This window comes from Shinella agrisoli (genome assembly GCF_046557955.1).
Taxonomy (GTDB): Bacteria; Pseudomonadota; Alphaproteobacteria; order Rhizobiales; family Rhizobiaceae; genus Shinella.
Genome location: NZ_JBJIEP010000001.1, coordinates 358,144 through 370,334 on the forward strand (window position 1 = coordinate 358,144; position 12,191 = coordinate 370,334).

10 protein-coding genes are annotated in these 12,191 nt (G+C 67.2%); 3 read left to right on the plus strand and 7 right to left on the minus strand.

What is annotated here, in order from left to right; all coding sequences use genetic code 11:
- Nucleotides 1-3 precede the first annotated feature (3 nt).
- Both ACIIOY_RS01705 and ACIIOY_RS01710 read right to left on the minus strand, forming a co-directional pair.
- Nucleotides 4-891 (minus strand): LysR family transcriptional regulator, encoded by an 888-nt coding sequence (locus ACIIOY_RS01705; protein WP_411032873.1) that lies wholly within the window; start codon nucleotides 889-891, stop codon nucleotides 4-6.
- Between the two features lie 141 nt (nucleotides 892-1,032).
- A complete protein-coding gene (locus ACIIOY_RS01710) occupies nucleotides 1,033-2,214 on the minus strand; it encodes an FAD-dependent oxidoreductase (RefSeq protein WP_411032874.1) in 1,182 nt (393 codons plus the stop codon).
- An 84-nt stretch (nucleotides 2,215-2,298) separates the two neighbouring features.
- On the opposite strand from ACIIOY_RS01710, the gene ACIIOY_RS01715 reads away from it, so the two are divergent.
- Entirely contained in the window at nucleotides 2,299-2,874 is a 576-nt protein-coding gene (locus ACIIOY_RS01715; RefSeq protein WP_411032875.1) for a TetR/AcrR family transcriptional regulator, read from the plus strand.
- A 166-nt stretch (nucleotides 2,875-3,040) separates the two neighbouring features.
- A complete protein-coding gene (carB, locus tag ACIIOY_RS01720; protein WP_411032876.1) occupies nucleotides 3,041-6,523 on the plus strand; it encodes a carbamoyl-phosphate synthase large subunit in 3,483 nt (1,160 codons plus the stop codon).
- A gap of 205 nt (nucleotides 6,524-6,728) precedes the next feature.
- Here carB and ACIIOY_RS01725 read toward each other — a convergent pair whose 3' ends face one another.
- From ACIIOY_RS01725 to ACIIOY_RS01745, 5 genes are all read right to left on the minus strand, one after another.
- The gene (locus tag ACIIOY_RS01725) at nucleotides 6,729-8,192 is read right to left on the minus strand and encodes a UdgX family uracil-DNA binding protein (protein ID WP_411032877.1); all 1,464 of its coding nucleotides are present in this window, start codon (nucleotides 8,190-8,192) and stop codon (nucleotides 6,729-6,731) included.
- Nucleotides 8,192-9,421 carry a putative DNA modification/repair radical SAM protein gene (locus tag ACIIOY_RS01730; RefSeq protein ID WP_411032878.1) on the minus strand — a complete coding sequence of 410 codons (1,230 nt, stop codon included), beginning with the start codon at nucleotides 9,419-9,421 and terminating at the stop codon, nucleotides 8,192-8,194. Before ACIIOY_RS01730 ends, ACIIOY_RS01725 begins: the two co-directional genes overlap by 1 nt.
- A gap of 57 nt (nucleotides 9,422-9,478) precedes the next feature.
- The gene (locus ACIIOY_RS01735) at nucleotides 9,479-10,444 is read right to left on the minus strand and encodes an SDR family oxidoreductase (protein ID WP_411032879.1); all 966 of its coding nucleotides are present in this window, start codon (nucleotides 10,442-10,444) and stop codon (nucleotides 9,479-9,481) included.
- A gap of 10 nt (nucleotides 10,445-10,454) precedes the next feature.
- Nucleotides 10,455-10,772, minus strand: a complete 318-nt coding sequence (locus ACIIOY_RS01740; RefSeq protein ID WP_411033044.1) for a hypothetical protein — start codon at nucleotides 10,770-10,772, stop codon at nucleotides 10,455-10,457.
- A 442-nt stretch (nucleotides 10,773-11,214) separates the two neighbouring features.
- Nucleotides 11,215-11,478 (minus strand): hypothetical protein, encoded by a 264-nt coding sequence (locus ACIIOY_RS01745; RefSeq protein ID WP_411032880.1) that lies wholly within the window; start codon nucleotides 11,476-11,478, stop codon nucleotides 11,215-11,217.
- Between the two features lie 229 nt (nucleotides 11,479-11,707).
- Between ACIIOY_RS01745 and greA the strand changes: the two genes are divergently transcribed.
- The gene (greA, locus tag ACIIOY_RS01750) at nucleotides 11,708-12,184 is read left to right on the plus strand and encodes a transcription elongation factor GreA (RefSeq protein WP_411032881.1); all 477 of its coding nucleotides are present in this window, start codon (nucleotides 11,708-11,710) and stop codon (nucleotides 12,182-12,184) included.
- Nucleotides 12,185-12,191 lie beyond the last annotated feature (7 nt).

The window sequence follows — 12,191 nt, forward strand, 5'->3', positions numbered from 1 at the left end:
GCGTCAGCCGAGCCCTTCCTCCGCCACCGCCTCCTCCAGCCAGGCCGCGAAGGCGGACATGGCTGGGGTGACGGCGCGCGATTGCAGCCGGGTCAGCCAGTAGCTGCCGAGCGCCACGCTCGTCGTGAACGGCTGGACCACGGCGCCGGAGGCGAGCAGCCGCGAGAACATCAGCGGCGGCGCGAGGCCGACGCCGGCGCCCTGCAGCACCGCCTCCATCATCGCGAGCGAGGTATCGAAGACGATGGCGTTCTGCGGCGGCAAGGTGCGCGGCAGGCCGGCGGCCTCGAACCACCGGGTCCACTCGTCGCGGCGATAGGAGCGCAGCAGCGTCATGCCGAGGAGATCGGCCGGCTCCTTAAGGTCGCGGGCGATGGCGGGAACGGCAAGCACCGAAAGCGGCGCGTCGAAGAGGCGCACGGCGTCCGTGCCGTGCCAGGCCCCGGCGCCGAAGCGGATGGCGAAGTCGAGGCCCTCGGCGGCGAGGTCCACGCGGTTGTTGTTGGTGGAAAGCCGCACCTCGATGAAGGGGTGGCGCTCGCGGAAGGCGGCAAGCCGCGGCAGCAGCCAGCCGACGGCGAAGGTGCCGACGGCGCCCACCGTCAGGATTTCCCGCACATGCCCGCCGCGAAACCGCTCCACGACATCCGCCATGCGGTCGAAGCTGTCGCGCAGCACCGGCAGCAGGCTTTCCCCTTCCGCCGTGATCATCAGCCCGCGCGGCAGGCGCTTGAACAGCACGACGCCGAGTTGCTCCTCCAGTCCCTTCACCTGATGGCTGACGGCGGCCTGGGTGACGTTCAGCTCGATCGCTGCGCGTGTGAAGCTCAAATGCCGGGCGGAAGCCTCGAAAGCGCGGAAGGCGTTCAGCGGCAGATAGGGCCGAACCATGGCGATGCCCCAGTTTTCCTAATGGCTGAGACCAGTATCGATCTTTTGCGGGGGAATCAAATTCGAGGAAGGTGGCTGACATGCGCCTTTCGCGGCCGATGCCCTGCCGGCCGCTGACGATCTCGTTTTCACGCGCACCGCCTATCGCGTCGGAACCATGCCGAGGCCCTTGCGGGCGAGCCCCGAGAGGTTGAGGGCAAGCTTGCGGCGGAAGACGGGCGAGGCGCCGAGCGCACGCAGGACGAGGTTGCGGACGATGCGTCCGGGAAGACTGCGCATCGTCGCGATCCTCGTCAGGCGGCTTGCGAGCTCCAGCACCTCGGCGGCAGCCGGTCGGCGCTTTTCCTCGTAGAGGTCGAGCGTCGCCTCCGGCGCCTTGCCGCGGACGACATCGGCAAGCAGTTGGCCGAGCACGACCGCGTCGACCAGCCCCGTGTTCATGCCCTGCCCGCCGGCGGGACTGTGCACGTGGGCGGCATCGCCCATGACGAAGAGCGGGCCGGAGCGATAGCGCGCGGCGACCCGGTGGTGAACGCGGAAGCGCGAGCTCCAGATCACGTCGCGCACCCGGCCGGGCCTCTTGCGCGGGCCGCGCGCATCGAGAAGCGCCTGCACGAAGGCCGCATCCGGCGCTTCAGGCGCTTCCTCGACCGGGGCGACGATGCGGTAGCGGCTCTCCGGCAACGGCGCGACGACGCCCATGCCCTCCGGCGAGAAGAACAGCGTCACCTCCTCGCTCAGTCCCCAGTCCATATGCACGTCGGCGAGCACGAAGGACTGGCCGTAGGTCTCGCCGTCGAAGGCGATGCCCGCGGCCTCGCGCACCACGCTGTGCATGCCGTCGCCCCCGACCACGTAGCGGGCGCGGATCGTGCATCCTCCCTCCGGCGTATCGAGGTGCACCGTCGCGCCGGCGGCATCCGGCTCGACCTTCCTTGCCGTGACGCCGCGCCGGATGTCCCCGCCAAGGCTGTGCAGGCGCTCGGCAAAGACCGCCTCCGTCTCGTCCTGCGGGATCATCAGGATCTGCGCGAAACGCGAGGGCAGCATGGAGAAATCCAGCTCGAGCAGCGCCTTGTCATGATCCCGCAGCGCAAAGCGGGTGAGCGGCAGGCCGCGGCGCTCCAGTTCGCCGGTCACGCCGATGCGTTCGAGCACCTCGAGCGTGTGGGCATGGATGACGGCGGCGCGGGAGGTGTTGTGGCCGGCCGGCAACCGGTCGACGACCACATGGCGGATACCGGCCTGTTGCAGGGCGATGGCGAGGGCAAGGCCCGTCGGTCCCGCTCCGACGACCAGCACATCGGTCTCTTGCGGCAGCATGGTTCAGACTCCAAAAAAATCAACACACGTTGACTTTTATGTGCGCGGCTTGAATTTGTCAACAGTCGTTGGCATTTTCTCCGCATGAGCGATTCCCCGGCCAGGAAAACGAAGTCCGACCGCACCCGCGACGCGATCCTGGAGGCCGCTCGCCTTCTCTTCGCGGAAAGGGGGTACGACGGCACGACGGTGCGCGACATCGCCGCCGCCGCCAGCATCGACCCGGCCATGGTGATCCGCTATTTCGGCGGCAAGGACATGCTGTTCGCCCGGGCGGCCGACATCGACCTGCGGCTGCCCGACCTCGCCGCCCTCCCCCGCGAGGCCGCCGGCGAGACGCTGGCCCGCCATTTCCTCTCCGTCTGGGAAGGCGACGGCGGCACCAGCGCCCTGCCGATCGCCCTACGGTCCGCCGCGTCCAACGACCTTGCCGCCGCGCGGCTGCGCGAGATCTTCGCGACGCAGGTCGCCCCCGCCATCGCGCGGCTCGCAGGGCCGGACGCACCGGCCGTCGCCGGCCTCGTCGCGACCCAGATCCTCGGCCTCGCCTTCACCCGCTACGTGCTGAAGCTGCCGCCCGTCGTCGCCCTTTCGCGCGAACGGCTCATCGCGGAGGTCGGCCGCTCGATCCAGGGCTACATAGACGGCGCGCGGCGCTGAAACCGGGCTGCACTTTTCCTGTCGATTCGGCGATTTTCGGGGTTCCGCTCCCCCCTGCATTTGCCTATAAGCCGCTTCTAGCCTTGAAAGACCATAGATGCGCGCCCGGCCGGTGATCCCTTCACCATGGCCGGTTTTTCGCGCACGCCGGAGAACGGATAGAGAGATGCCCAAGCGCCAAGATTTGAAATCGATCCTCATCATCGGCGCGGGGCCGATCGTCATCGGGCAGGCCTGCGAATTCGACTATTCCGGCACACAGGCGTGCAAGGCGCTGAAGGAGGAAGGCTACCGCGTCATCCTCGTCAATTCCAATCCGGCGACGATCATGACCGACCCGGGCCTTGCCGACGCCACGTACGTCGAGCCGATCACCCCGGAAGTCGTGGCGAAGATCATCGCCAAGGAACGCCCGGACGCGCTGCTGCCGACCATGGGCGGCCAGACGGCGCTCAACACGGCGCTCTCCCTGAAGCGCATGGGCGTGCTCGACCGCTACAATGTCGAGATGATCGGCGCCAAGCCCGAGGCCATCGACAAGGCCGAGGACCGCGCGCTCTTCCGCGAGGCCATGGCCAGGATCGGCCTCGAGACGCCGAAGTCGATGCTCGCCAACGCCACCGACATCAAGGAACAGGACCGCAAGGTCCACGAGGCCGAGCGTGCCAAGCTGAAGGCCGAGCTTTCCGGCGACGCGCTCGACAAGGCGCTGGACGAGCTGGAGAACCAGTGGAACCTCGGCGAGACCGACCGCAAGCAGCGCTACATGAGCCACGCCATGGCGATCGCCGCCCAGGCGCTGGACGAGATCGGCCTGCCCGCCATCATCCGCCCCTCCTTCACGCTCGGCGGCACCGGCGGCGGCATCGCCTACAACCGCTCGGAGTTCTTCGACATCGTCTCCGGCGGCCTCGACGCATCGCCGACGACGGAAGTGCTCATCGAGGAGTCGGTGCTCGGCTGGAAGGAATACGAGATGGAGGTCGTCCGCGACAAGGCGGACAACTGCATCATCATCTGCTCCATCGAGAACATCGACCCGATGGGCGTGCACACGGGCGACAGCATCACGGTGGCCCCTGCCCTGACGCTGACGGACAAGGAATACCAGATCATGCGCAACGCTTCGATCGCGGTGCTGCGCGAGATCGGGGTGGAGACCGGCGGCTCGAACGTGCAGTTCGCCGTCAACCCGAAGAACGGCCGCCTCGTCGTCATCGAGATGAACCCGCGCGTCTCGCGCTCCTCCGCGCTCGCCTCAAAGGCGACCGGCTTCCCGATCGCCAAGATCGCCGCCAAGCTTGCCATCGGCTACACGCTCGACGAGCTTGAGAACGACATCACGGGCGGTGCGACGCCTGCCTCGTTCGAGCCGTCCATCGACTACGTCGTCACGAAGATCCCGCGCTTCGCCTTCGAGAAGTTCCCCGGTGCCGAGCCGACGCTGACCACCGCCATGAAGTCGGTCGGCGAGGTCATGGCTATCGGCCGCACCTTCGCCGAATCGCTCCAGAAGGCGCTGCGCGGCCTCGAAACGGGCCTCACCGGCCTCGACGAGATCGAAATCCCCGGCCTTGGCGACGGCAACGACAAGAACGCCGTCCGCGCCGCCATCTCGACGCCCACCCCGGACCGCCTGCGCATGGTCGCCCAGGCGCTGCGCCTCGGCCTGACGCCGGAGGAGGTGCACGAGGGCTCGAAGATCGACCCGTGGTTCATCGAGCAGTTCAAGGCCATCGTCGACATGGAGGCCCGCATCCGCGAGCATGGCCTGCCCGGGGATGCCGAGAACCTGCGCATGCTCAAGGCCATGGGCTTTTCCGATGCGCGCCTCGCCACCCTCTCGGGCAAGCGCCCGAAGGAAGTCGCCGAGCTGCGCAACGGCCTGGACGTACGCCCGGTCTTCAAGCGCATCGACACCTGCGCGGCCGAATTCGCCTCGCCGACAGCCTACATGTATTCCACCTACGAGACGCCTTTTGCCGGTGCCACGCGCTCGGAAGCCGGCATTTCCGACCGCAGGAAGGTCGTCATCCTCGGCGGCGGGCCGAACCGCATCGGCCAGGGCATCGAGTTCGACTATTGCTGCTGCCATGCCGCCTTCGCGCTGAAGGACGCCGGCTACGAGGCGATCATGGTCAACTGCAACCCGGAGACCGTCTCGACCGACTACGACACCTCCGACCGCCTCTATTTCGAGCCGCTGACCGCCGAGGACGTCATCGAGATCCTGAAGGCCGAGCAGACCAACGGCGAGCTCGTCGGCGTCATCGTGCAGTTCGGCGGCCAGACGCCGCTGAAGCTCGCCGAGGCGCTCGAAAAGAACGGCATCCCGATCCTCGGCACCGCGCCGGACGCCATCGACCTTGCCGAGGACCGCGACCGCTTCCAGAAGCTCCTCCAGAAGCTCGACCTCGCCCAGCCGAACAACGGCATCGCCTATTCGGTCGAGCAGGCGCGCCTGGTGGCCGGCGAGATCGGCTTCCCGCTCGTCGTGCGCCCGTCCTACGTGCTCGGCGGGCGCGCCATGCAGATCATCCATTCGGAAGGCCAGCTCCAGACCTACCTGCTCGACACGGTTCCGGAACTGGTGCCGGAAGACATCAAGCAGCGCTACCCGAACGACAAGACCGGCCAGATCAACACCCTGCTCGGCAAGAACCCGCTGCTCTTCGACAGCTACCTGACCAATGCGACCGAAGTCGACGTCGACGCGCTCTCGGACGGCAGGGACGTCTTCGTCTCGGGCATCATGGAGCATATCGAGGAAGCCGGCATCCATTCCGGCGACTCGGCCTGCTCGCTGCCCGTCCACACGCTCTCCGGCGAGATCGTCGACGAGCTGGAGCGCCAGACCAAGGCACTCGCCAAGGCCCTCAACGTCGGCGGCCTGATGAACGTGCAATACGCCATCAAGGACGGCACGATCTACGTTCTGGAGGTGAACCCGCGCGCCTCGCGCACGGTGCCCTTCGTCGCCAAGACCATCGGCGCGCCCATCGCCAAGATCGCCGCGCGCGTCATGGCCGGCGAAGCCCTCGATGCGGCCATCGCCGCCTATGGCGCGAAGCCGGACCCGCGAAACCTCAAGCACATCGCCGTCAAGGAAGCCGTGTTCCCCTTCGCCCGCTTCCCGGGCGTCGATACGCTGCTCGGCCCGGAAATGCGCTCGACCGGCGAGGTCATCGGCCTCGACACGGATTTCGCGCTCGCCTTCGCCAAGTCGCAGCTCGGCGCCGGCGTCGACCTGCCGCGCGAGGGCACGGTCTTCGTTTCGATCCGCGACGAGGACAAGGAGCGCGTGCTGCCGGCCGTCCGCATGCTGACCGACATCGGCTTCAAGGTGATGGCGACCTCCGGCACCGCGCGCTTCCTCGGCGAGAAGGGCATCGAGGCGGTCAAGATCAACAAGGTGCAGGAAGGCCGCCCGCATGTCGAGGACGCCATCCGCAACCGCCAGGTCCAGCTCGTCATCAACACGACGGACGGCAGCAAGGCGATCTCGGATTCGAAGTCGCTCCGCCGCGCCGCCCTGATGCAGAAGGTGCCCTACTACACCACCATGGCCGGCGCCCTCGCCGCCGCCCAGGCGATCAAGGCGCTCAAGCAGGGGCAGCTGGAAGTCCGGCCGCTGCAGGCGTATTTCTGAGGCTCCGCCATGATCAAGCCCCTGCGCTGCTCGCTTCACGCCGAAACCGTGATGCGGGAGCGCAGGCTTGACCCGGCCTGGATCGAGTCCACCGTCCGGGCACCGGAATGGCCGCGTGGAAGACTGCCGGCGACGGCCGGATCGTCGGCCTCGAAGTGCTCGGCGCGCGGGCCCATCTGCCGAAAGACCTCTTGTCCCAGGCCGCCTAGCCCGCGACGGCAAGCGTTTCTGCCAGATGCCGGATCGTCTTCATGTCCTCGACGAAGAGGGCGTGATGGCGCCGGCGTTCGGCCTCGTCGGGCAGGCGCAGCAGATAGGAGGGGTGGACGGTCGGGTAGAGGATCGTGTCGCCCTGCATGGCGAGCGGCCTGCCGCGCAGCTGGCTGAGCGGCCTGCGTTCGCCGCTGAGGGCATAGACGGCGGTGGCGCCGAGGGCGACGATCAGGCGGGGCCTGACGAGCTCGACCTCCTTGGACAGCCACCAGCGGCAATGCTCGATCTCCTCCCTCCCCGGCTTCTGGTGGATGCGGCGTTTGCCGCGCGGCACATATTTGAAATGCTTGACCGCATTGGTGAGGTAGAGCTTCTCGCGCGTAATCCCGGCCTCCTTCAGCACCGCATCGAAGACCTGGCCCGCGGGGCCGACGAAGGGCCGGCCGGCAAGATCCTCCTGATCGCCCGGCTGCTCGCCGACCATCATCACATGCGCGTCCCGCGGCCCCTCGCCGAAGACCGTCTGCGTCGCGGTGCAATGCAGCGGGCAGCGCGTGCAGCGGCGCGCCTCCTCGCGCAGGGCGTCGAAAGGATCGGCGTTGGCGGGCAAGGCCTGTGCCGCCGTCCGGGCCGCATCCTGAAGGCGGTGGTGGAACGGCGGCGGATCGCTGGCGGCGCGCGCGGCCATGGCGCGCACCTCCTCCTCGGCATTGGCGATCATCCCCGGGATGAGGTCCGCCTCCGGCAGGTTGCGCCAGTATTTCTTCGGCATTTCCGCCTGCATGGCCTTCAGCTTCAGACGCGCCGGATTGAAGATGCTCGCATAATAGGTGCGCCAGAGCGCGTCGGTCGGATCGCCATGGCCGGGATTCTCGCCGGGCCGGGTATCGAAGATCAGGCTCTCTCCGTCCCAGCTCGCCGTGCCTTTCGGCGTGGCGATGATCCAGTCCATGTCGGCGAAGCGCCGGCGGAAGAACGGCGCGGTGCGGGCGACGACGAAATGCGACGGCTCGAACCAGGCGAAGAAGCGCCGGCGGCCTTCCGTTTCCCCGGCGATTTCCTTGAAGCGTACGAAGGCCGTCATCTTGTGGCCGTCGCGATGGACGTTCTTGGCGAGCAGCCGCGCCCAGGCGACATCCTTGTCCGCCGTCAACTCCAGGAGGCGGCGATCCGACTGCAGGCGCCAGAGCAGCCGGTAGAGCAGATGGAACCGGCCGGGCTCGGTATGGCAGACGACGGCTTCGGCGAGCGGCAGGAAGGCGGGCGGCACCGTGATCGGCTGCGAGGCGGGATCCGGCTTCGGCAGATCCGGCGGAACGGCTGTAAAAAGCTGCTCGTCCGGACCGCCGGCGCGCCAGTCCACCTCGCGCGGCGAAACGCCGGCCGCAGCGAGGGCACGGGCCGCGTCCCGCCACTCGGAAAAGTCGCCCCGGCCGACAAGAGGGATCGTCTGCATCACAGCAGCGACAGCTGTTCCGGCTTCGGCGCGAAAAGCGCCCTGAGGTCGGCGCGATCGGCAAGGCGCCGCGGCGTCCAGCCTTCCGCCTCGATGAAGGCGCGCACCTTGCGCAGCGACACGCCGAGCCGCGCCAGGTCCTCCAGCCGCAGACGGCGGAAACGGCGGCTGGAGAGGATGGCGTCCACCGTCTTCGTGCCGAGCCCCGGCACACGCAGCAGCAGCCCGCGCTCCGCCCGGTTGACGTCGACCGGAAAGGCATGGCGGTTGGCAAGAGCCCAGGCGAGCTTGGGATCCATGTCGAGATCCAGCATGCCGCCGGTCGCCGCGGTGATCTCGTCCACGCCGAAACCGTAGAAGCGATAGAGCCAGTCCGCCTGGTAGAGCCGGTGCTCGCGCACGAGCGGCGGCCTGATCAGCGGCAGCGCGCGCGACGCGTCGGGAATGGGGCTGAAGGCGGAATAATAGACGCGCTTCAGGCCGTAGCTCCCATAAAGGCGCGCGCTGGCCTTCAGGATCGTCGCATCGTCCGCACCGTCTGCGCCGACGATCATCTGCGTGCTCTGACCGCCCGGCACGAAGCGCTTGCGCCGCTTCGTCTGCAAGGTCGGCTCGTTTGCCGCCTCGATCTTGCGGCGCAGGTCCCCCATGGCCCGGCGGATGCCCTCCGGCCGCTTTTCCGGGGCGAGCCGGCCGATGCCGGCATCCGTCGGCAGCTCGATGTTGAGCGACAGGCGATCGGCATAAAGCCCCGCCTCCTCGATGAGCTCCGGCGCGGCGTCGGGAATGGACTTGAGGTGGATATAGCCGCGAAAGCCGTGCGTGACGCGCAGCTCCCGCGCCACGCGCACAATCTCGCCCATCGTATGGTCGGGCGAGCGGATGATGCCGGAGGACAGAAACAGCCCCTCGATGTAATTGCGCCGGTAGAACTCCAGCGTCAGCCAGACGACTTCCTCCGGCGTGAAGCGGGCACGCTCCACATTGCTGGACGAGCGGTTGATGCAATAGGCGCAGTCGTAGATGCAGAAATTGGTGAGCAGGATCTTCAGGAGCGAAATGCACCGCCCGTCCGGCGCATAAGCATGGCAGATGCCCGCCCCTTCCGTCGACCCAAGCCCGCCCGTCTGCACGGAGTCGCGCTTGACCGTTCCGCTCGAAGCGCACGAGGCATCGTATTTGGCGGCATCCGAAAGGATGGCCAGGCGTTGCTGCAGCGATTTCTTCATATTTGTTCACTATATGTTCTGAAAAATCGAGTCAACAGCCTGCCCATCATCGGCGGCTCAGTAGCCGCCGATGATGGGAAGCACCTCGCCGGTGATGTAGCTGGAGCATTGCGGCGAGGCGAGGAAGACATAGGCGGGCGCCAGCTCCTCCGGTTGCGCGGGGCGCTTCATCGGCGTGTCGGCGCCGAATTCGGCGACGTCCTCCGCCTCCTTGTCGGATGGGTTGAGCGGGGTCCAGACAGGTCCCGGCGCCACGGCGTTGACGCGGATGCCGCGATCGACGAGCTGGCTTGCCAGCGAACGCGTGAAGGCATGGATGCCGCCCTTGGTCATCGAATAGTCGAGCAGGGCTTTCGAACCCTCGAGGCCGGTGACGGAGCCGGTGTTGATGATGGCCGAGCCGGGCTCCATGTGCGGCACCGCGGCCTGCGCCATGAAAAAATAGCCGTAGAGGTTGGTCTTCAGCGTCTCGTCGAAATGCTCTTCCGAAAGATCGAGGATGTCCTTGGCGTGGACCTGGAAGGCGGCATTGTTCACGAGTATGTCGAGCCGGCCGAGGTCCTTGACCGTGCATTTCACGATCTCGCGGCAGAAGGCCTTGTCCTTGACGTCGCCGGCAAAGGCGATGCAGCGCCGGCCCTCCGCCTCGACGGCGGCGATCGTGTCCTTGGCATCCTGCCCTTCGGCAAGATGGGCGATCGCCACGTCCGCGCCCTCACGCGCAAAGAGCACGGCGACGGCCCGGCCGATCCCCGAATCGCCGCCCGTGATGAGCGCGACCTTGCCCTTCAGCTTTTCCGACCCCTTGTAGAAAGGCGCGTCGTACATCGGCGGGGGATCGAGCCTGGCCTCGCTGCCCGGCTTGGGCTGATGCTGCCGCGGAAAGGGCGGCACGGGATAGAGCCGCGCGCCGGCCTGCATGGCGTCCGGCTTGCCGCCCTTTTCCTTGCGGTCGGCCTTCGCCACCTCGTCCTGGATGTCGCGCTGCTTCGCCGCCGTGCGGGCGGACTGGCTCTTCGCCATGGGGGCCTCCTCAAAGCTCGGTGGGACGGATGTTGTCGACGCGGACCGTGCCGGCGACGACCTCACGCGGGCCTTCGACCGGATAGGCGGGGTCGGTCTCGTCGACGACCGTATAGAGTTTCTCGTTGCGGAAGGCGCTGGACGACGTCGTGGAGTTGCCGTCCCCCGGAAGCGCGTCGACCTCCAGATAGTCGAGCTCGGCTTCCGCCGCCACGACGCGGGCGTCGCCGCTGGAGCGGGCGCGCACCACCACCTCGCCCTGGTTCGGCGCCAGGTCCCAGTTCGTGTCGGTCGGCGAGGCGATCGGGACCAGGCGGTAGAGCTTCAGCTGCTCGGTATCGGAATAGTCGGCGACGGGCGCCTCGGTATCCTGCCGCGGCGCATTCTCGTCGAAGCCGACGGACCAGTCGCGGGCGGGCGCCTCCATGCCCGGCGGCGTGCGGTGCGCCGTCGCATCGTCGCTGCCGGTGATGACGCGCGGCTTGGCGCTGGAAACGCCGTCATTGGTCCGGCCGACCTGCGAGACCTTGAACTGCGGCACGGCATCCGCATGGATGATCTTCTCGCGGCCCGTCTCGGCCGAGACGACGCTGTCGGCATCCGGCACGCTGCGCGGCTCGACGGGCACGACCTGCTCGTCCTTTTCCTGATAGCCCGCATCCGCCGCCTCGCGGCGTCCTTCGTCATAGACCGCCTGATTGCCGAACACCTCGCCGGCGAACTGCTTGAAGTAACCGGAAATCGTCTGCATCATACCCATCGTTCCATCCTCACAGCTTGGTTTCGAGGCGGGCCATCGCGGCCTTCAGGATCGCGCGGATCTCGTCGTCGGCGATCTGCTGGGCGGCGAAGGCGGCGTCGGGCTCGACGCCGGGATCCTCCTCGTGGTCGGAGACCGTTTCGTTGTCGCGCGCCATGGCGACCAGCGCCTGGCGCGCCTCGGGAATGGCGGCGACCACCGAAATGAGCTCGACGAGCAGGCGCCTATGCGCATTGATCCTGCCTTCCAGGTGCACCGTATTGTCGATGGCCATGCCCACCTCCCGCACTATCGGCCTAACGGCAGCACCGGGCGATTGTTCCGGGCGTCTGTGGGCGGGCACCCGGCCTGCGGCGAAAAAACTGGCTTTCGGGCGCCGCAATCTGCTATAAGGGGCGTTCAAATGCTTTCGACGGTTCCGGGGATTCTTCTCCGGAGACCGTTTTCTTTTGCGTCCGCGCGGGCCTGGTGCTCGGGCGGCGCGGTCTGAAGGACGGGATAAAATGGTTGAAAAGGTACCGATGACCCAGGGCGGTTTCGTCAAGCTGCAGGAGGAACTGCGCTGGCGTCAACAGGAAGAGCGTCCACGAATCATCGAGGCAATCGCCGAAGCACGCGCCCATGGCGACCTTTCGGAAAACGCCGAGTACCATGCCGCCAAGGAAGCGCAAAGCCACAATGAAGGCCGCATCACGGAGCTGGAAGACTTCGTGGCCCGTGCCGAGGTCATCGATCTTTCCAAGATGTCCGGCTCCAAGATCAAGTTCGGCGCCAAGGTGAAGCTCGTCGACGAGGACACCGAGGAGGAGAAGGTCTACCAGATCGTCGGCGACCAGGAAGCCGACGTGAAGGCCGGCCGCATCTCCATCTCCTCGCCCATCGCGCGCGCGCTGATCGGCAAGGAAGTCGGCGACAGCATCGAAGTGAACGCTCCGGGCGGTTCCAAGGCATACGAAATCCTCGCCGTCACCTGGGGCTGAACACGCT

Excerpts from the sequence above, each read along its gene's own strand:
- ACIIOY_RS01705 (WP_411032873.1), bottom strand. The coding sequence starts at position 891 with ATGGTTCGGCCCTATCTGCCGCTGAACGCCTTCCGCGCTTTCGAGGCT.
- ACIIOY_RS01710 (WP_411032874.1), bottom strand. The coding sequence starts at position 2,214 with ATGCTGCCGCAAGAGACCGATGTGCTGGTCGTCGGAGCGGGACCGACG.
- ACIIOY_RS01715 (WP_411032875.1), top strand. The coding sequence starts at position 2,299 with ATGAGCGATTCCCCGGCCAGGAAAACGAAGTCCGACCGCACCCGCGAC.
- carB (WP_411032876.1), top strand. The coding sequence starts at position 3,041 with ATGCCCAAGCGCCAAGATTTGAAATCGATCCTCATCATCGGCGCGGGG.
- ACIIOY_RS01725 (WP_411032877.1), bottom strand. The coding sequence starts at position 8,192 with ATGCAGACGATCCCTCTTGTCGGCCGGGGCGACTTTTCCGAGTGGCGG.
- ACIIOY_RS01730 (WP_411032878.1), bottom strand. The coding sequence starts at position 9,421 with ATGAAGAAATCGCTGCAGCAACGCCTGGCCATCCTTTCGGATGCCGCC.
- ACIIOY_RS01735 (WP_411032879.1), bottom strand. The coding sequence starts at position 10,444 with ATGGCGAAGAGCCAGTCCGCCCGCACGGCGGCGAAGCAGCGCGACATC.
- ACIIOY_RS01745 (WP_411032880.1), bottom strand. The coding sequence starts at position 11,478 with ATGGCCATCGACAATACGGTGCACCTGGAAGGCAGGATCAATGCGCAT.
- greA (WP_411032881.1), top strand. The coding sequence starts at position 11,708 with ATGGTTGAAAAGGTACCGATGACCCAGGGCGGTTTCGTCAAGCTGCAG.